Here is a 19,354-nt window from a genome sequence, read left to right on the forward strand (position 1 = left end):
CCCGGTCCCCCTCACCCCCGTACCCCCCACAAGTGCACCGGCTCGTCCGCCCGGCTCAGCTCCGCGTACCGCCGTGTCATCGCTGCCAGCGCCTCCCCCCGCGCCAGGCCCCGCTCCCGCCCCGAGCGGTACGCGGCGACCTGCCACGAAGCCCCGTTCACGCGCCGTCGGCACCGCTCCTCGATCACCCCGAGGTACAGGTCCCTGTCCGCGGGATCGACCCCCCAGGCATCCAGGCCCTGCGCGGCCAGCGGCAGCAGTTCGTCCCGTACCAGCGTCACCGCGTCCACCTCGGCGAGGCCCCCGCGCCCCCGCCGGGGCCAGCGGAGCCGCGCGTCGATCCCGTGCCTGCACGCCTCGTCGAAGTTGCGCTCCGCCTCGGCGAAGGGCAGCCGCGTCCACACGGGCCGGCTCTGCACGGCGAGCGTGCGCACGAGCCCGTAGTAGAAGGCCGCGTTGGCGACGACGTCGGTGACGGTGGGCCCGGCGGGCAGCACGCGGTTCTCGACGCGCAGGTGCGGCGCGCCGTCGGCGACGCCGTACACGGGCCGGTTCCAGCGGTAGACCGTGCCGTTGTGGAGGCACAGCTCGCCGAGCCCGGGCACGCCGCCCCCCTCGATGACCTTCCCCGGGTCCTCGTCGTCGAAGATCGGGAGCAGCGCGGGGAAATAGCGCAGGTTCTCCTCGAAGAGTTCGAGCGGCCCCTCGATCCACCGCTCCCCGAACCAGGTACGCGGCCGCACGCCCTGTCCGGCCAGCTCGGGCGGGCGGGTGTCGGTGGCCTGCGCGAAGAGCGGCACGCGCGACTCGCTCCACAGCTCGCGCCCGAAGACGAAGGGCGCGTTGGCCCCGACCGCGATCTGCACCGCGGTGACGGCCTGCGCCGCGTTCCACACCCCGGCGAAGCGCTCCGGAGTCACTTGCAGATGCAACTGCACGGAGGTGCAGGCGGCCTCCGGCATGATCGACCCCGTGGTGCACGAGAGGTGCTCGGGGCCCTCGATGTCGAGGGTGAAGTCCTCGCCCCGCGCCGCGACGATCTGCTCGTTGAGCAGGGTGTACCTGTCGACGGCGGAGAAATTCGCCTCTACCAGGTGTTCCTGTCCGAGCGTCGGGAGAATTCCGATCATCAATACGCCGGCGTCCCGCTGCGCGGCCTGCCTGTGCGCGTACGAGAGACCCGTACGGAGTTCTTCGGCGAGCTGGTCGAGCACGCGACCGCCGAGGCGGTGCGGGGCGATATTGACCTCCAGGTTGAACATTCCCAGCTCGGTCTGGAAATCCCGGCTCGCGATGCGTTCGAGCACTTCCCCGTTGACCATTCGGGGAAGTCCGTCGGGGCCCGCGAGATTGAGTTCGATCTCCAGGCCCATGAGGTTCTTCGGGCGGTCGAAGCGCCCTTCCCGCAGAAGTCGCTCCAGACCGTCCAGACACTGCCGCAACTTCGCCCGGTAGCGTCGGCGGTCGGACAGGTCGAATATGCCCGCCACGACCTTCTCCCCCATCGAAGTGTCCCCTCCTGGATGGGCGGCCGGGTGCTCCGGCCACGAGGTCCACGGTGGATGATGCCCCGGCCCGCTGATCCGTAACGCCCCGCGGACGGCTCATTGCGGATAGGCTGTCGCCACCCCCGTACGGCACATTCCAAGGGCATGGCAGGGCCAAAGCGAGGGCGCACGCCAGGATTCACGGATCTTTTTCCGCCCGCCGATCCCCCGCCGATCTCTCACCGATCTCCCACCCTCTTCCGGCCGATCTCGGGCTGAGCTTGCGACGGTCCTGGTGAATATCGCCGACGACTACCGGACGACCACGCCAACGGCACATGCCGAGGTCACTGGCGGGGTACCCGGGAAATCAATGGTGAAACCTTCACAGAAAAGACCGGATAGTGACTTGCCCGCAATAAGCGCGACAGCTAGCGGAAACCGCGGGCGAACACGCATCGTATAAACTCTGCGCACGAGGTGGAGAGTTGGCGCTTGCGCGCCGGGAGTCGAGAGCATCCTCCGTGGCGCGCGAGCGGACAGCGCCGTCGTACCGCCCGCTCCACCAGCCTGTCGCACGAGAGAGGCTCCCGCCCATGCCCTTGCACCTTCCGCCTGCCCCCGCGGCCGGCCTGCGCAGCGTCCGTACCGCCCTGGCATCGCCGACCGCCGCGCGCGTTGCCCCCACCCCCGCGCTGCGCACCGCACGTGGCCCGCTCATCGCCGAGCCGGGTCTTCCGGTGCACGTCCTGGACCCCGCCGCCCCCCGCTCGGCGGGGCGCACCCGCCTGAACTCCTGGCGCTTCACCGTTCGCAACGGCGATCGCCCGCTCGCGGTCGGCGAGGCACGGCTCACGGCGGACGGGTGGACCTTCTCGCACTTCTTCGAGGGCCCGTACGTGAACGCGGCCGATCGTGCGCTGCACGAGGCGGACGCCCTGAGCACCCCGTACCAGGCCCGGCTGCTGTCCGTTCCCGCCCTCTACATGCTCATGCTGTGGCTGCACACCGACGTCGCCGACATGTCGACGGAGAGCGCGCTGGGCGAGCAGGACCTCCTGGTACCGCTCGCCCCGGCCCCGCCCGGCTTCACCGCGTACCTGCCGCTGCGGGCCGCGCAGTTCCTGCCGGTGCTCGAACGGAGGCTGTCCCCGCCCGCCGGGCTGCTCGACAGCCTCGCCTGAGGACCGCCCGCAACCCCGTAGTCCCTCCGGACTAGGGCGAACCACCCGAACGGGCAAGGCCGTTCAGTGAACCGCCCGCACGGGTGAAGCGTCCCTGTCCGAGGAGGCCCGCTCTCGCGAAATCCCTGCGGGAGCGGCCTCTCAGGGGAAGACTTGCGACCAGCAACCGATACGGGGGATGCGGTCATGACCATCGAGGAACCCACCGGCCCCACGAGCCGGCCGAGCCCCACGAGCCTGCGAGAGACCCGAACCATGTGCCAGCACCAGCCACCCTGCCCCACCGCCCTCTCCGCCGACCGGGACGCCGCCCTGCCGGTCGCCCCTCACCCGGAGCAGGGCTGGAGCCTGCTGTGCAACGGGGTCCTGCTCTTCGAGGACACCGGCGAACTCCTCCCGGACGGCAGCGTCATCGCCCCGCACCGCCCGACGGCGGGTTCGGTGACGACGGCGGCCTGAGACCGGCCGGACGACGAACGGCGCGGGGCCGGTGCGGAGTTCATCCCTCCGTACCGGCCCCGCGCTTTCCCGTGGGGGGAGTCCGTGTGTACGCGGCCGCTGTGCCCGCTCAGTCCTCGTAGGCGTCCAGCGGCGGGCAGGAGCACACGAGGTTCCGGTCGCCGAAGGCCTGGTCGATGCGGCGCACCGGCGGCCAGTACTTCGTCGCAGGGTCGACGTGTCCGGGGAAGACCGCCTCGGCGCGCTCGTAGGCGTGCTCCCACTCCCCCGCGAGCGCCCGCGCGGTGTGCGGGGCGTTGCGCAGCGGGTTGTCCTCGGCGGGCCACGTACCGGCCGCGACCTGGTCGATCTCCGCGCGGATGGCGATCATCGCCTCGCAGAAACGGTCCAGCTCGGCGAGGTTCTCGCTCTCGGTCGGCTCGATCATGAGCGTCCCTGCGACCGGGAACGACATCGTCGGGGCGTGGAAGCCGTAGTCGATGAGGCGCTTGGCGATGTCGTCGACGGTGACGCCCGTGGTCTTCGTCAGCTCGCGCAGGTCGACGATGCACTCGTGCGCGACGAGCCCGGCGGGACCGGTGTAGAGCACGGGGAAGTGCGACTCCAGGCGCTTGGCGATGTAGTTCGCCGAGAGCACGGCGACCTGCGTCGCCTCCTTGAGTCCCTCGCCGCCCATGAGCCGCACGTACGCCCAGGAGATCGGCAGGATGCCCGCCGAGCCCCAGGGAGCGGCCGAGACGGGGCCGACACCGGTCTCCGGGCCAGCGGCGGGCTGGAGCGGGTGGTTGGGCAGGTAGGGGGCGAGGTGCGCGCGGACGCCGATCGGTCCGACGCCGGGGCCGCCGCCGCCGTGCGGGATGCAGAAGGTCTTGTGCAGGTTGAGGTGCGAGACGTCGCCGCCGAAGTGCCCGGGCCTGGCCAGGCCCACGAGGGCGTTGAGGTTGGCACCGTCGATGTAGACCTGGCCGCCCGCCTCGTGCACGGCCGCGCAGACGTCCGCGACGTGCTCCTCGAAGACGCCGTGCGTCGAGGGGTAAGTGATCATGAGCACGGCGAGTTCCTCGCGGTGCTTGTCGATCTTCGCGTGCAGGTCGTCGAGGTCCACCTCGCCGTTCTCGGCGGTCTTGACGACGACGACCTTCATCCCCGCCATGACGGCCGAAGCGGCGTTGGTGCCGTGCGCCGACGAAGGAATGAGGCAGACGGTACGGTCCGTGTCGCCGTTGGCGCGGTGGTAGCCCCGCACCGCGAGCAGCCCGGCCAGCTCACCCTGCGAGCCCGCGTTCGGCTGGAGGGAGACCTCGTCGTACCCGGTGACCTCGGCGAGCCGCTCCTCCAGCTCGCGGATCAGCTCCAGGTACCCCTGCGCCTGCCCGACGGGCACGAAGGGGTGCAGGGAGCCGAACTCGGGCCAGGTGATGGGCTCCATCTCGGTCGTCGCGTTCAGCTTCATCGTGCAGGAGCCGAGCGGGATCATGCCCCGGTCCAGGGCGTAGTCCTTGTCGGAGAGCGTGCGCAGGTAGCGCAGCATCGCCGTCTCGGAGCGGTGCGTGTGGAAGACCGGGTGGCTCAGGTACGTGCTCGTGCGGCGCAGCGCCTCGGGGAGCGTGTCCTGCGTGGAGGCGTCGAGCGCCTCGACGTCGGCGGTGACGCCGAAAGCGGCCCAGACGGCGCGGAGCCGGGCGCGGTCGGTGGTCTCGTCACAGGCGAGCGAGAGCGTGTCCGCGTCGACGCGGTAGAGGTTGACGCCCTGCTCGCGGGCGGCGGCGAGGACCGCGTCGGCGCGACCCGGGACCGTGACGGTGAGGGTGTCGAAGTACGCGCCGTGGGCGACCTCGATGCCCCCGGCACGCAGCCCGGCGGCGAGCAGGCTCGCGTAGCGGTGGGTGCGCTCGGCGATGGCGCGCAGCCCCTCGGGGCCGTGGTAGACGGCGTACATCCCGGCCATGACCGCGAGGAGGACCTGCGCGGTGCAGATGTTGCTCGTCGCCTTCTCACGGCGGATGTGCTGCTCGCGGGTCTGGAGCGCGAGACGGTACGCCTTGTCGCCGTCCGCGTCGACGGAGACGCCGACCAGGCGCCCGGGCAGGTTGCGGGCGAAGGTCTCGCGCACGGCCATGTACCCGGCGTGCGGGCCGCCGAAGCCCATCGGGACGCCGAAGCGCTGCGTCGTACCGACGGCGATGTCCGCGCCCAGCTCACCGGGCGGCGTGAGCAGGGTGAGGGCGAGCAGATCGGCGGCGACGGTGACGACGGCGTTGACCGCGTGCGCCTGCTCGATGACGGGGCGCAGGTCCCGTACGGCCCCGGAGGCGCCCGGGTACTGGAGGAGGAGGCCCGTGACGCCGCCCTCGGCGTACTCGGCGGGCAGGCCCTGCGACAGGTCGGCGACGACGACGACGACGCCCGTCGGCTCCGCGCGCGTGCGCAGCACGGCGACGGTCTGCGGGAAGGTGTCGGCGTCGACGAGGTAGACACCCTTCTTGACCTTGCCGACGCGCCGCGAGAGGGCCATCGCCTCGGCGGCCGCTGTGCCCTCGTCGAGCAGCGAGGCGCCCGATGTGGGCAGCCCGGTGAGGTCGGCCACCATCGTCTGGAAGTTGAGCAGCGCCTCCAGGCGGCCCTGCGAGATCTCCGGCTGGTACGGGGTGTACGCGGTGTACCAGGCAGGGTTCTCCATGACGTTGCGCAGGATGACCGGCGGCGTGAAGGTGCCGTAGTAGCCGAGGCCGATCATGGAGTCCACGACCTCGTTGCGCCGGGCGAGGGCGCGCAGTTCGGCGAGAACCTCGGCCTCGGTGCGCGCCGCGGGGAGCTGGAGCGCCTCGGCGGAGCGGATCACCTCGGGCACAGCGGCGGCGGTCAGCTCGTCGAGCGAGCCGAAACCGACCTGGGCGAGCATCTTCGCCCGCGCCTCGGCATCGGGCCCGATGTGGCGCTGGGAGAAGGGCGTGCCCTCTTCCAGCCGGGTCAGCGGGGTGCGGTGGACGGTCATCTGCGGGGGCCTCCTGGTCGGCGCGACCTGCACCGGATACCGCCTGCGGGTACCCGGACGGCCTCCCCCTCTGTCATCCGGACCTGAGAGCTTCACCTTCACGGGCGCACGCGCCCGGGCAGGCTTTCACCGTCGGTGAGGACCATCGCCCTGCGTACCCGCCGGACGCGTCCTGCTTTCCAGAGTGACCTCACCCGCGCGGTACAGGGGCCTGAGAGATTCCGGGGAGGATTTGCTCCTTCGGCGTCCCCGGCCTTCGCGCTCCGGGGCACTCTCCCGCACAGGGTCAGCAGCCAATGGCCAGCCTACCAGCGGCGCGCCGGGCAGGTCAGGGGCAGCGGGCCGCCGAGTGGCCGCCGGGGCGGAAGTGCATTTACGTAGGGGTACGAGCCCTACGGCCCCGCAGCGCGGGCGCCGACACCAGGAGGTGCCGTGGAGACCGATATCGACCCGCACGCCCTGATCGGTCGCAAGGCGGTGGACCACGAGGGTGCCAGGATCGGCACCGTGGACGAGGTGTACCTCGACGACGCCACCGGAATCCCGGAGTGGGCGGCGATACGCACCGGCCTCTTCAGCAGGGACGCCTTCGTCCCGCTGGAGCCGAGCGAACTCGTCTCGGGCGTCCTGCGCGTCCCCTTCGCGCGCGCCCTCATCAAGGACGCGCCCGATTTCGGCGTCGGCCGCCACCTCTCCCCGCAGCAGGAGATCCAGCTCTACCGCCACTACGGCCTCGACGCGAGCCCCCCCGAGGCGCACGAGGACGTCGAGTTCGGGCAGATCGCCGGCCGCGAGGACGCCTGAGAACCGGGCGCCCCGGATCACGCCCCTGTCGATTCCCGGCCACCTTCCGGCACCGCCGGCCACCAGGCCCCCGCCGCTCCCGGCCGCACCTCCTCGTCGCCCGTTCCGCGCACCAGCGGCAGCGGCTCCCCCGCGCTCAGGTCCGGGTCGTCGACGGCGAAGGTCCGCACGCGCCCCGGCCGCGCGTCGTAGGGCGTCTCGAAGCGCACCGTGACGCGGCCCAGGCCACTGCCCTGCACCCACCCTGCCCCGTGCTCCTCGTGCACGACGTCCTGGCCGGGGCGCCACTGCGGCACGGAGGGCGGCGGCGGTACGGGCGAGGCCGCGGGCACCGGGAGCGGTTCGGGGGCGCGCGCGAGGGGTTCCTCGCCCGCCGTCGTACGCGCGAAGAGCACCTCCTGCGTGAAGTCGGCGAGCCCGGAGACCCCGACCCCGAGCAGCCGCACCCCGCCTGTCGTGTCGACGAGTTCCAGGAGCCGCGCCGCCGCCTCGCGCACGACGGCCGGGTCGTCGGTGGGCGCGCGCAGCGTCTCGGAGCGCGTGAGCGTCGAGAAGTCGTACCGCCGCACCTTGAGCACCACGGTCCGGCCCGATCGCCCGCTCGCCCGCAGTCGCCCCACGCAACGGTCAGCGAGCGCGGCGACCTCGGCGCGTACCCGTACCCGGTCGTGGATGTCGAGATCGTAGGTGTCCTCGACGGAGACCGATTTCCCCTCCCGTTCGGCCACGACGGGCCGCTCGTCGTGCGCCAGCGACATCGCGTACACGCCCGCGCCGTGCGCCTTCCCGAGCAGCCGTACGAGTTCGTCCTCGCCCGCTTCGGCGATCTCCCCGATCGTGCCGATCCCCGCCCTGCGCAGGTGGTCCCCCGTGGCAGGGCCGACGCCGGGCAGCACCCGCACGGAGAGCGGCGCGAGCAGGTCGCGTTCCGTGCCGGGCTCGATCAGCACGAGGCCGTCCGGCTTGGCCCGCTCGGAACCGATCTTCGCGAGCATCTTCGACGCGGCGAGCCCCACGGAGCCCGTCAGCCCCGTGCGCGCCCTGATGTCGGCCCGCAGTTTCTCCCCCACGGCGCGCGCCGTCACCGCGTCGTGGGCCACGCCTCCGGCCTCCAGATCGACGAACGCCTCGTCGAGGCTGAGCGGCTCCACGAGCGGCGAGAGCGCCCCGAGCAGCTCCATCACCTGCTCGCTCACGCTCCGGTACAGCGTGAAGCGCGGGAAGAGGTACGCGGCGTTCGGCGCGAGACGGCGCGCCTGTGCCGTCGGCATCGCCGAGTGGACCCCGAAGGCCCGCGCCTCGTACGAGGCGGTGGAGACGACGCCTCGCGGCCCGAGCCCCCCGACCACGACCGCCTTCCCGCGCAGGCTCGGCTTCGCGGCCTGCTCCGCTGCGGCGAAGAAGGCGTCCATGTCGAGATGCAGCACGGTCGGGGCACGTCTCACACCCCCATGCTCGCGCACCCCACTGACAACGCCGGGTACGGAAGGCGCGGGACACGAACGAGGCGGACGGCCGCCCGGCCGCCCGCCTCCCCCGCGAAATCCCTGTCGCCGCGGTCCCTGCCGGGCCCGGGGCTCACACCGCCCGGTTGCGCCGCCGCGCCGCCAGCTCGTCCCCGGCGGTCTCAGTGCCCCGTACCACCGTCTCCCCGGCGTCGATCCGCTCGCCGTGCAGCTGCGCGAGCGCCGCCTCGACGTCGCGCTGCACGACGCCCACGGCGATGCCGAAGATGCCCTGACCGCCCTGGAGGAGTTCGACGACCTCCTCGGACGAGGTGCACTCGTAGACCGTGGCGCCGTCGCTCATGAGGGTCATCCCCTCCAGGTCCTGGGGGTCGCGGTGGCGCAGGTGCTGCACGGTGCCGCGGATGTTCTGGAGCGCCACCCCCGTGTCGAGGAAGCGCCGCACGATCTTGAGGACCACGACGTCGTGAAAGCTGTAGAGCCGCTGGGTCCCCGAGCCCTGCGCGGCACGCACGCTCGGCTCCACGAGTCCGGTGCGCGCCCAGTAGTCGAGCTGGCGGTACGTGATACCCGCCGCCACACACGCCGTGGGACCCCGGTACCCCACCGCGGGCGCGGGCACGACCGCCTGCGGCCCCGGCGCCCCCCCGCGCAGCGGCAGGGGAGTCTCGCCGTTCGGGCGTCGTCCGGGAACGCCCCCCACCCTGCTGTCGCCGCTGCTTCTCACGCCGACCTCCGTCCTCGACCTGGCACATGACGGTAGGCAGTCACCCGGGGTGCGTCAACGATCGCCACGCTGGGCACGCCGGGTGATATTCCCCCGGAGAGTGGTTTGCCGCGCAGTGTACGGGGGTAAGGCTGGCTGAATGCCCGCCCGTCCCCCGGTTCCTCAGCGGGAACCGGGGGCCCGGAGCGGGACTCACTGACTGTTGGTCCCGAAGTCCTCGGGAGAGATCTGGTCGAGGAATTCGCGGAACTTCTCCACCTCGTCCTCCTGCTCGTCGGGGATCGCGATCCCCGCGCTGTCGAGCAGTTCCTCCGCACCGTAGATCGGCGAGCCGGTGCGCAGCGCGAGCGCTATGGCGTCGGAGGGACGGGCGCTGACCTCGATCCCGCTGGCGAAGACGAGTTCCGCGTGGAAGATGCCGTCCTTGAGGCCGGTGATACGGACCTCGGTCAGCTCCTGGCCGACGGCTTCGATCACGTTCTTGAAGAGGTCGTGCGTCAGCGGCCTGGCAGGGGTCATCCCCTGCTGGGCGAAGGCGATGGCCGTCGCCTCGCCGGCACCGATCCAGATGGGAAGGTACCGGTCGCCTCCCACTTCTCGCAGGAGCACGATCGGCTGGTTGGAGGGCATTTCGACCCGGACACCTACGACGTCGAGCTCATTCACACACCAACCCTAGGTCGTCCCCGGCCGGTTTGGGTAGTCGGGGGCGTACGAGCAGGGGCGCACAGGTCCGAAAGGCGCACCGATCGCGTACGGAAGCACCCGCGCGCACCGCCGCGGAACGGGCCGGAGCCCCCGGCGGGGCCGGGTCAGGACCGTACGTCGAGCGCCAGCTCGACCAGCGCGCTGTGCAGCCCCGTCGCGAGATCGGCCAGCTCCCGGGTGCGCTCCTCCGCCTGCGCCCGCGTCTGCGGGTTGCGGTGGCGGACGAGCGGGGCGACGACCTGTTCCACGAGCCCGGCCTCGCGGTCGGCCGCAGCCTTGGTCGCCCGCAGGTGCCGGGGCTCGATGCCGTGCCGCCCCAGTGCGGAGACGAGGCGCGCGATGCGCACGAGGCGCGCGTCGTAGTGGCCGTCCGGGAGCGGGGCGACGAGGCCGTACGACTCCCAGGCGGCCAGTTCCGCCTCGTCCACACCCGCCGCGGCGAGCAGTTCGGCGCGGCCGAGGCGGCGTACGGTCACCTCGTCGCGTGGCGGCGGGCCGCTCTGCCGTCCGACGAGCGGGGCAGCGGGGCGCTCCCCGCGCTCGACGGCGTCCAGGTACTCGCGGATCGCCTTGAGCGGCAGGTAGTGGTCGCGCTGCATCCGCAGGACGTGGCCGAGGCGCTCCACGTCCCGCGGGGTGAACTTCCGGTATCCGGAAGGGGTGCGCTGGGGCTCGATGAGCCCCTCCGACTCCAGAAAGCGGATCTTGGAGATGGTGACCTCGGGGAACTCCTCGCGCAGGATGTTCAGCACGGCCCCGATACTCACCGAGCGAGTCCGCTCGGCGGCGGTGCCGTCAAGTCCGGCACCGCCCCTCGCTCTGTCCATGATCGCCTCTGCTCTCGCGGGTCAGAGTGCCTGCTGGCTCGCGTAGAAGACCAGCCGGTACTTGCCGATCTGCACCTCGTCGCCGTTGGCGAGCACGACCGAGTCGATGCGCTCACGATTGACGTAGGTGCCGTTGAGACTGCCGACGTCGGCGACCGTGAAGGTGCCGTCGGCCTCCCGCCGGAACTCCACGTGCCGCCGGGAGACGGTCACGTCGTCGAGGAAGATGTCGCTCTGCGGGTGACGGCCCGCCGTGGTCAGCTCCCCGTCGAGCAGGAAGCGGCTGCCCGAGTTGGGGCCGCGCCGCACGATCAGGAGCGCCGAGCCGAGCGGCAGGGCGTCCACGGCCGCCTGCGCCTCCGGCGAGAGCGCGGGCAGCGCCGTCTGTCCTGTGGCCTCGGGATCGTACGCCTCAAGACCCGAGATGGAGATGGTCGACGTGGTCTCCGAGGCACGCTCGGGCACCGCGCCGGGGCGCAACGGAGCCCCGCAGTTGGAGCAGAAGCGGCCGGTCTGTGGGTTCTGATGACCGCACCTGCCACACACCAGAAAGCCCATGTGCGAGTCCTCCTGACCCGGCTGTCCCGCGGAAGCGTTCGACGCAGAGGAGCCGCGGGCGAACCCTCCACCCGCACTTGAGGTTGACGGTTCCCCGAAACCTATGCGGCCCGCGGTGGCCGGGTCAACAGCCGACGCGCCCTGACCACCCTGCGTACCACCGGCCGGACCAGCGACTTCGTCGCGGAACAGCGGGCGCTCCCCCTCCTCGCCGGGACGGGCGCGGTGCCGCGCGGCGGCACCGTCCTCGCGCTTGTTCCTGCCGAACAACTTCGAAAAAAAACTCACGGGCGATTCCCCTTGACCGAAACAGACCCGCCCGTGGGGCAGGACGAACCCTCATTGCTCTCACTGACTGTCCGGGACATCTCCACGAGGCCCACGACCATCGGACAGTTTCCCCTACGCGCCGGTCTGACGACGCGTCGACCCCCCGCTTCCTCCTGCCCTCGCGCGGCAACCGTCATGCGCACCGCTTCACCGCGAGGACGACTGAGCGTAATCGGGCGTCTTCGCGGGCCGCAAGGCGTCCACGACGATCTTCTTCTCCTCCTGCACCACGACGGTGGCCTGCTCCTTCTCCAGAGTCTGCACGACCCCGCCCGGGATGCTGAGCGCGGGCGTGAGGTCCTGTGATTTACCGATGACCTTGAAACGGAACGGCGCGTCGACCTTCTGTCCGTCGATCCGCACGCTCTTGCCCGCGTCGGTCAGATACGTGCTCGCGACGACCCGGACGTCGCCGATCTGGATCGCCTCGGCCCCCGCGGCCCGCAACTCCTGGATGGTGTCGAGGAGCATGTCGGCCTTGACCCGGTGCTCCGGGTCCTTGACCGTCACGGTGATTCCCGGACCCTGCGCGGCCACCGTGCCGGCCAGGATGCCGAGCTGGCGTTCCTTCTCCACGGTCTGTTTCCGTGCCTCCTCCGCCTGGTCCGAGCTGTTCTCCAGCTCCGTGCGCTGGCCCTCCAGACTCTGCTTCTCGTCTTCCAGACGCTGAGTTCGGTCATCCAGTTCATCGAGGATACGAACAAGATCTTCCTGACGCGCTCCGCGCAGCGCGCTGCTGTCGTTGTGCGAGCGCACCTGGATGGCGAGCCCCAGGCCGAGGACGAAGAGCAGCAGGGCGACGATGAGCTGCGCACGCGTGACGCGCGGCGGCCACAGGCCCTTCACGAGCCGCTGACGGCCCGTCAGCTGCGCGCCGGACCCTTCGGGCGTACGCGGGGCCGCGGGGAGCGGCTCGGCGGGCTGTTCCCCGCTTCGCCTCTCGTCGCGTCCCCCGGCCCGCTCCGCTGGTCGTACGCCGCTCTGTTCGCCGGTTCGTTCGCCGGTCTGTTCCTCGGGCAGGGGGCCCGGCAGCTCGCCTGGCCGCGCTGGGGGCCGCTCGTCGGGCGTTTCGCTCATGGTGCGCTCACGCCCTGAACACGTGTCGGCGGATCGCGGCCGCGTTGGAGAAGATGCGGATGCCGAGGACGACCACGACTCCCGTCGACAACTGGGCACCGACGCCGAGCTTGTCGCCGAGGAAGACGATGAGCGCGGCGACCACGACGTTGGAGAGGAAGGAGACGACGAAGACCTTGTCGTCGAAGATGCCGTCGAGCATCGCACGCAGGCCGCCGAAGACGGCGTCGAGCGCCGCGACGACGGCGATGGGCAGATACGGCTCGACGACGGCGGGCACCTCGGGGCGGACGAAGAGTCCCACCACCACCCCCACGACGAGGCCCAGTACGGCGATCACGATGTGCCCTTCCCTGCTGGATTCGCTGTCTTCGACTGCGTTGTCGGCTGTGCCCCCGGTCGCTTCTCCTGCGGGGTCTCGGGCCGGGCGGAGCGCACCCGGACCGCGGGAGCGGCCGGGACCCGCAGGGAGTCCTCGGCCGAGAGCTTCACCCGGATGTCGTAGTCCTTGTGCAGGCGGTCGAGGTACTGGCCGTCGACGCTGCGCGCGAACCTGTCCTTCAGCCGGGGCCCGTCCCCGAGGGCGAGGACGGTGTACGGGGGGACGAGTGGCTTGTTGTCGACGAGCACGGCCTCCCCGGCCGCCCGGATCGCCGAGAGCGCGGTGAGGCGCTGCCCGTTGACCGCGACTGCCTCGGCACCCGATTCCCACAGGCCGTTGACGACGCGTTGCAGATCCCGGTCGCGCACCCGCCCGATGTCCGAGAAGTCGGTGGTCTGCCGCGGCCCGTCGCCGGTGCTGCTCTGCGCGGAGGCGGCGTCGTCCACGACGAGCCGCACCCCGGGGCCGTGGGCGGCGCTCGCCCCGGAGAGCAGGCCGAGGAGCCGGACGCGGTCCGTACCGTTGTCCTTGAGCGCCGCGTCCTGGCGTCGGCCGACCTCGTCGCGCAGGGACTCGACGTGCTTCTCCAGCTTGTCGGCCGCGTCGCTCTCGTCGTTGATGCGGTCGATGAGTTCCTCGCGCTCCTTGGCCAGTACGGGCGCGCTCTCCCGCGCCTGCGAGGCACCGACCGTCACGACGAGTGCGGCGAGGACGAGACCGAGGCCGAGCAGCAGCCTGCCGCGCAGGGTGCGCGGCAGCCCCGCGGCACTCCCGGCGGCCCGCTTACGGGCGGCGGCCTCGGCGTACCCGTCGTCGAGGCTGTGGTCCATGACGTTCGTCAGCAGCGACATGGAGGCGTCCGGGCGCCGGGAGGGGGCACCGCCTCGGGTAGGGGGCTGCTGCGACATGCCGCACATCGTCGCATGTCGGGGGCCGTTCCTCCGAATGGCCCCACCGGCGATGCGCCCGGGTGTCCTCTTTCACCCGCAAGAGTGAGTCTCCGCCCGTCCTGCCAGGTTCTTCACGAGGTGTCAGTCCGTGGCTCGCACGTCGAAGGAGGCCGTCCCCCTGGTACGTCGCGTCCAGGGGGACGGCCTCCGGCGGGATACGCCTCAGTGCCCCGCGCTGTCCACGACGCTCGCCCACTCGTCGAGCAGGGCCTGCGCGGACTCGTCGTCGGGGCCCTCGGCCCACAGGTGGGTGACCGCTTCGGCGGGGTCGGGGAGGACCATGACCCAGCGCCCGTCCGACTCGACGACCCGTACGCCGTCGGTCACGTCGACGGACCGCCCTCCGGCGGCCTCGACGACGGTCCGCATCACGAGACCCTTGACCGCCCACGGTGTGGCGAGGTCGCGCTTGAGGACGTGGGCACGCGGGATGCGCGCGTCGATCTGGCTCAGCGTGAGCTGGGTGCGGGCGACGAGCCCGATGAGCCGTACGAAGGCGGCCGTGCCGTCGAAGACGCTGCTGAACTCGGGGATGATGAAGCCGCCCCGGCCGTCGCCGCCGAAGATCGTGCCGTCCTCGCGGCCGACCCGGGTGAGGTCGTCGGGCGAGGTCATCGTCCATTCGACCTGCGTGCCGTGGTAGGCGGCGACCTGTTCCGCGATACGGGTCGTGGTCACCGGCAGCGCGACGCGGCCGCTGCGCCGCTCGGCGGCGACGAGGTCGAGCATGACGAGCAGGGCGCGGTCGTCCTCCACGATCCGGCCCTTCTCGTCGACGAGCGAGAGCCGCTCCCCCACCGGGTCGAAACGCACCCCGAAGGCGGCGCCCGCCGAGGCGACGATCTCACCGAGCCGCACCAGACCCGCGCGCCGCGTGTCGGCGGTCTCGGTGGGGCGGGACTCGTCGAGCCCGGGGTTGATGGTGAGCGAGTCGACACCGAGCTTGCCGAGCAGGCTCGGCAGCACGAGCCCGGCGCTCCCGTTGGACGCGTCCACGACGACCTTGAGCCCGGAATCGCTGATGCCCGTGGTGTCGATGTTGCGGAGCAGCGAGCCGGTGTACGAGTCGAAGACGCTGGAAGGGAAGTGCAGGTCGCCGATCTCGCCGGGGAAGGCCCTGCGGTACTCCTGCCGGGCGTAGACGCGGTCGAGCTTGCGCTGGCTGGCCTGCGAGAGGTCGGCCCCGTTCCCGTCGAAGAACATGATGTCGACGGAGTCGGGCACGCCGGGGGTCGTACGGATCATCAGGCCGCCCGCGCTTCCTCGCGCGGTCTGCTGCCTGGCGACGGGCAGGGGCACGTTCTCCAGGTCGCGTACGTCGATGGCGCTCGCCTGGAGCGCGGAGATCACGGCCCGCTTGAGGGCGCGGGCGCCACGGGAGTGGTCACGCGCCGTGGTGACCGTGGAGCCCTTCTTGAGCGTGGTGGCGTAGGCACCGGCGAGGCGCACGGCGAGTTCGGGGGTGATCTCGACGTTGAGGATTCCGGAGACGCCTCGGGCGCCGAAGAGGTGCGCCTGGCCGCGCGACTCCCAGATCACGGAGTTGTTGACGAAGGCGCCGGCCTCGATGGTCTTGAACGGGTAGACCCGCACATTGCCCTGGATGATCGATTCCTCGCCGACGAGGCACTCGTCCCCGATGACGGCGCCGTCCTCGATCCGGGCCGCGCGCATGATGTCGGTGTTCTTGCCGATGACGCAGCCGCGCAGATTGCTGTGCTCACCGATGTAGACGTTGTCGTGCAGGACGGCCTTGTGGAGGAAGGCGCCGCTCTTGACGACGACGTTGGAGCCCACGACGGTGTGCTCGCGCAGTTCGGCGCCGGCCTCGACCTTGGCGTAGTCGCCGACGTACAGGGGACCGCGCAGCACGGCGTCCGGGTGGACGTCGGCACCTTCGGCCACCCAGACGCCCGGCGAGATCTCGAAGCCGTCGAGTTCGACGTCGACCTTGCCGTCGAGCACGTCGGCCTGCGCCTTGACGTAGCTCTCGTGGGTGCCGACGTCCTCCCAGTAGCCCTCGGCGATGTACCCGTAGACGGGCTTGCCTTCCTTCATCAGCTGCGGGAAGACGTCACCCGACCAGTCGACGGAGGTGTCGGCCTCGACGTAGTCGAAGACCTCCGGTTCCATGACGTAGATGCCGGTGTTCACCGTGTCCGAGAAGACCTGCCCCCAGGTCGGCTTCTCCAGGAAGCGCTCGACCTTTCCTTCGTCGTCGACGATGGTGATGCCGAATTCGAGCGGATTGGGGACCCGGGTGAGACAGACCGTGACGAGAGCACCCTTTTCCTTGTGGAAATTGATGAGGTCGGTCAGGTCGAAGTCGGTGAGCGCATCGCCGGAGATGACGAGAAAGGCGTCGTCCTTGAGCGCCTCTTCGGCGTTCTTCACACTCCCCGCCGTGCCGAGCGGCTTCTCCTCGTTGGCGTAACTCAGCTCCATACCGAGCTCTTCGCCGTCGCCGAAGTAGTTCTTGACCAACGAGGCCAGGAATTGCACGGTGACGACTGTCTCGGTGAGACCGTGCCGCTTGAGCAGCCGCAGCACGTGCTCCATGATCGGCCGGTTGGCGACCGGGAGCAGTGGTTTGGGCATGCTGGAGGTCATGGGGCGAAGCCGGGTACCTTCACCACCGGCCATCACGACGGCCTTCATATCGGGAGTGTCCTCCTCGAAGAGACGGATCGAATACCGAACAAGCCGCCCCTTCGGGAGAACGGCTTCAGTCGGCCGTGGCCGCCGCCTTGATGACCCGGCGGACCTGCACCACGTACAAGATTCCTGCCCACCAATACAGAGTTGTACCCCATCCTGCGAACGCCCATCCGAAAATCGCCGCCAACGAGGCGAGCCATCCGCTTCCGTCGCTGAGCAGCAGCAGCGGGAAGGCGTACATGAGGTTGAACGTAGCCGCCTTCCCGAGAAAGTTCACCTGGGGCGGCGGGAATCCGTGCCTGCGCAGGATCAGCACCATGACGCCGAGAAGCAGCTCACGTGCGAGAAGAACGCAGGTGACCCACAGCGGCAGAATCTCGCGCCAGGTGAGACCAACCAGGGTGGACAGGATGTAGAGCCGGTCGGCCGCGGGGTCGAGTACCCGGCCGAGGCTGCTGATCTGGTTCCACCGCCGGGCGAGTTTGCCGTCGAGGTAGTCACTGATCCCGCTGAGCGCGAGTACGAGGAGTGCCCAGCCGTCGCTCTGCGGCCCCCCGAACTCGGGGCGGAGAATCAGCCACAGAAACAGCGGAACGCCGACAAGCCTCGCCGCGCTGAGGATGTTGGGAATGGTGAGTACCCGATCCGTCTGGACCGCGGTCTCCTGGACCTCCACCCGGGGGCCTCCTGAGGGGAACCGTCAACAGTGCAGCCCGACTTTACCGGGTGGCCCGGGCGCCGGGACGCGAGGGGTCCCGCAGGGTCCCGCTGACGGCGGTGCGGCCTCGGCCGGCCCTGCCCTCGAACGCGGAAAAGCCCCGCACCAAATGAATGGTGCGGGGCAATCCCACAATAATTGTTCGGCGGCGTCCTACTCTCCCACAAGGTCCCCCTTGCAGTACCATCGGCGCTACGCAGCTTAGCTTCCGGGTTCGGAATGTAACCGGGCGTTTCCCACGCGCTATGACCACCGAAACACTATAAAACCCACAACCACCCCGCCCCTCAAAAGGACGTGGTCCGGTTGTTCGTGGTTTCAGAACCAACACAGTGGACGCGAGCAACTGAGGACAAGCCCTCGGCCTATTAGTACCGGTCAACTCCACCCCTCACAGGGCTTCCATATCCGGCCTATCAACCCAGTCGTCTACTGGGAGCCTTACCCTCTCAAAGGAGGTGGGAACACTCATCTCGAAGCAGGCTTCCCGCTTAGATGCTTTCAGCGGTTATCCCTCCCGAACGTAGCCAACCAGCCATGCCCTTGGCAGAACAACTGGCACACCAGAGGTTCGTCCGTCCCGGTCCTCTCGTACTAGGGACAGCCCTTCTCAATATTCCTACGCGCACAGCGGATAGGGACCGAACTGTCTCACGACGTTCTAAACCCAGCTCGCGTACCGCTTTAATGGGCGAACAGCCCAACCCTTGGGACCGACTCCAGCCCCAGGATGCGACGAGCCGACATCGAGGTGCCAAACCATCCCGTCGATATGGACTCTTGGGGAAGATCAGCCTGTTATCCCCGGGGTACCTTTTATCCGTTGAGCGACGGCGCTTCCACAAGCCACCGCCGGATCACTAGTCCCGACTTTCGTCCCTGCTCGACCCGTCGGTCTCACAGTCAAGCTCCCTTGTGCACTTACACTCACCACCTGATTACCAACCAGGCTGAGGGAACCTTTGGGCGCCTCCGTTACTCTTTAGGAGGCAACCGCCCCAGTTAAACTACCCATCAGACACTGTCCCCGATCCGGATCACGGACCCGGGTTAGACATCCAGCACGACCAGAGTGGTATTTCAACAACGACTCCACAACCACTGGCGTGGCCGCTTCACAGTCTCCCACCTATCCTACACAAGCCGAACCGAACACCAATATCAAACTGTAGTAAAGGTCCCGGGGTCTTTCCGTCCTGCTGCGCGAAACGAGCATCTTTACTCGTAATGCAATTTCACCGGGCCTATGGTTGAGACAGTCGAGAAGTCGTTACGCCATTCGTGCAGGTCGGAACTTACCCGACAAGGAATTTCGCTACCTTAGGATGGTTATAGTTACCACCGCCGTTTACTGGCGCTTAAGTTCTCAGCTTCGCCAACCCGAAAGTCAGCTAACCGGTCCCCTTAACGTTCCAGCACCGGGCAGGCGTCAGTCCGTATACATCGCCTTACGGCTTCGCACGGACCTGTGTTTTTAGTAAACAGTCGCTTCTCGCTGGTCTCTGCGGCCACCCCCAGCTCACCGAGTAAATCGGATCACCAAGTGTGGCCCCCCTTCTCCCGAAGTTACGGGGGCATTTTGCCGAGTTCCTTAACCATAGTTCACCCGAACGCCTCGGTATTCTCTACCAGACCACCTGAGTCGGTTTAGGGTACGGGCCGCCATGAAACTCGCTAGAGGCTTTTCTCGACAGCATAGGATCATCCACTTCACCACAATCGGCTCGGCATCAGGTCTCAGGCACAAGCTACGCGGATTTACCTACGCAACGCCCTACACCCTTACCCCGGGACAACCACCGCCCGGGATGGACTACCTTCCTGCGTCACCCCATCACTCACCTACTACCAGCCTGGGTCACCGGCTCCACCACTCCCCTCAACTCCGAAGAGATCAGGGCGGCTTCACGGGCTTAGCATCACTGGATTCAATGTTTGACGCTTCACAGCGGGTACCGGAATATCAACCGGTTATCCATCGACTACGCCTGTCGGCCTCGCCTTAGGTCCCGACTTACCCTGGG

Annotated in this window: 15 protein-coding genes, 2 rRNA genes and 1 riboswitch (1 of these 18 cut by a window edge); of the genes, 3 read left to right on the forward strand and 14 right to left on the reverse strand. The window is 69.5% G+C overall.

The genetic code is table 11. The features are described from left to right. Positions 1 to 11: 11 nt before the first annotated feature. Complete coding sequence (locus tag ACQYWQ_RS02845) at positions 12 to 1,505, reverse strand: glutamate--cysteine ligase (protein WP_431032286.1); 1,494 nt, start codon at positions 1,503 to 1,505, stop codon at positions 12 to 14. 578 nt (positions 1,506 to 2,083) lie between these two features. Between ACQYWQ_RS02845 and ACQYWQ_RS02850 the strand changes: the two genes are divergently transcribed. Beyond that, the gene (locus ACQYWQ_RS02850; protein ID WP_431032287.1) at positions 2,084 to 2,671 is read left to right on the forward strand and encodes a hypothetical protein; all 588 of its coding nucleotides are present in this window, start codon (positions 2,084 to 2,086) and stop codon (positions 2,669 to 2,671) included. A 255-nt stretch (positions 2,672 to 2,926) separates the two neighbouring features. After that, positions 2,927 to 3,130 (forward strand): DUF5999 family protein, encoded by a 204-nt coding sequence (locus ACQYWQ_RS02855; RefSeq protein ID WP_431039044.1) that lies wholly within the window; start codon positions 2,927 to 2,929, stop codon positions 3,128 to 3,130. A gap of 109 nt (positions 3,131 to 3,239) precedes the next feature. Here ACQYWQ_RS02855 and gcvP read toward each other — a convergent pair whose 3' ends face one another. Further along, positions 3,240 to 6,125: an aminomethyl-transferring glycine dehydrogenase gene (gene gcvP, locus ACQYWQ_RS02860; RefSeq protein ID WP_431032288.1), complete on the reverse strand. Its 2,886-nt coding sequence runs from the start codon at positions 6,123 to 6,125 to the stop codon at positions 3,240 to 3,242. Positions 6,126 to 6,314: 189 nt separating this feature from the next. Next, a riboswitch (glycine riboswitch) is annotated at positions 6,315 to 6,414 on the reverse strand. Between the two features lie 143 nt (positions 6,415 to 6,557). On the opposite strand from gcvP, the gene ACQYWQ_RS02865 reads away from it, so the two are divergent. Then, positions 6,558 to 6,929, forward strand: coding sequence for a PRC-barrel domain-containing protein (locus ACQYWQ_RS02865; protein ID WP_431032289.1), 372 nt, complete (start codon positions 6,558 to 6,560; stop codon positions 6,927 to 6,929). Positions 6,930 to 6,946: 17 nt separating this feature from the next. Here the strand turns inward: ACQYWQ_RS02865 and ACQYWQ_RS02870 are convergent, their stop codons facing one another. The 12 genes from ACQYWQ_RS02870 to ACQYWQ_RS02925 form a co-directional block, all read right to left on the reverse strand. After that, entirely contained in the window at positions 6,947 to 8,374 is a 1,428-nt protein-coding gene (locus ACQYWQ_RS02870; protein WP_431032290.1) for a DNA polymerase IV, read from the reverse strand. Between the two features lie 133 nt (positions 8,375 to 8,507). Beyond that, on the reverse strand, positions 8,508 to 9,122 hold the full coding sequence (locus tag ACQYWQ_RS02875) for a MerR family transcriptional regulator (RefSeq protein ID WP_431032291.1): 615 nt from the start codon (positions 9,120 to 9,122) through the stop codon (positions 8,508 to 8,510). Positions 9,123 to 9,314: 192 nt separating this feature from the next. Then, positions 9,315 to 9,788 (reverse strand): bifunctional nuclease family protein, encoded by a 474-nt coding sequence (locus ACQYWQ_RS02880; RefSeq protein ID WP_431032292.1) that lies wholly within the window; start codon positions 9,786 to 9,788, stop codon positions 9,315 to 9,317. 146 nt (positions 9,789 to 9,934) lie between these two features. Beyond that, positions 9,935 to 10,657, reverse strand: a complete 723-nt coding sequence (gene ftsR / locus ACQYWQ_RS02885) for a transcriptional regulator FtsR (protein ID WP_431032293.1) — start codon at positions 10,655 to 10,657, stop codon at positions 9,935 to 9,937. Between the two features lie 21 nt (positions 10,658 to 10,678). Further along, the gene (locus tag ACQYWQ_RS02890; protein ID WP_431032294.1) at positions 10,679 to 11,503 is read right to left on the reverse strand and encodes an FHA domain-containing protein; all 825 of its coding nucleotides are present in this window, start codon (positions 11,501 to 11,503) and stop codon (positions 10,679 to 10,681) included. Between the two features lie 189 nt (positions 11,504 to 11,692). Next, complete coding sequence (locus tag ACQYWQ_RS02895) at positions 11,693 to 12,622, reverse strand: DUF881 domain-containing protein (protein WP_431032295.1); 930 nt, start codon at positions 12,620 to 12,622, stop codon at positions 11,693 to 11,695. A 7-nt stretch (positions 12,623 to 12,629) separates the two neighbouring features. Then, positions 12,630 to 12,962 (reverse strand): small basic family protein, encoded by a 333-nt coding sequence (locus tag ACQYWQ_RS02900; protein WP_008749169.1) that lies wholly within the window; start codon positions 12,960 to 12,962, stop codon positions 12,630 to 12,632. Beyond that, a complete protein-coding gene (locus tag ACQYWQ_RS02905; protein WP_431032296.1) occupies positions 12,959 to 13,912 on the reverse strand; it encodes a DUF881 domain-containing protein in 954 nt (317 codons plus the stop codon). Before ACQYWQ_RS02905 ends, ACQYWQ_RS02900 begins: the two co-directional genes overlap by 4 nt. Positions 13,913 to 14,116: 204 nt before the next feature. Next, the gene (locus ACQYWQ_RS02910; protein WP_431032297.1) at positions 14,117 to 16,612 is read right to left on the reverse strand and encodes a sugar phosphate nucleotidyltransferase; all 2,496 of its coding nucleotides are present in this window, start codon (positions 16,610 to 16,612) and stop codon (positions 14,117 to 14,119) included. A 67-nt stretch (positions 16,613 to 16,679) separates the two neighbouring features. Then, on the reverse strand, positions 16,680 to 17,288 hold the full coding sequence (locus ACQYWQ_RS02915) for a CDP-alcohol phosphatidyltransferase family protein (protein WP_431032298.1): 609 nt from the start codon (positions 17,286 to 17,288) through the stop codon (positions 16,680 to 16,682). Positions 17,289 to 17,470: 182 nt separating this feature from the next. Further along, positions 17,471 to 17,587: ribosomal RNA gene (gene rrf, locus ACQYWQ_RS02920) — 5S ribosomal RNA — on the reverse strand. A 91-nt stretch (positions 17,588 to 17,678) separates the two neighbouring features. Then, positions 17,679 to 19,354 (reverse strand): 23S ribosomal RNA (locus tag ACQYWQ_RS02925) (it continues 1,447 nt past the right edge of the window).

This window comes from Streptomyces sp. P6-2-1, from assembly GCF_050613165.1.
Taxonomy (GTDB): domain Bacteria; phylum Actinomycetota; class Actinomycetes; order Streptomycetales; family Streptomycetaceae; genus Streptomyces.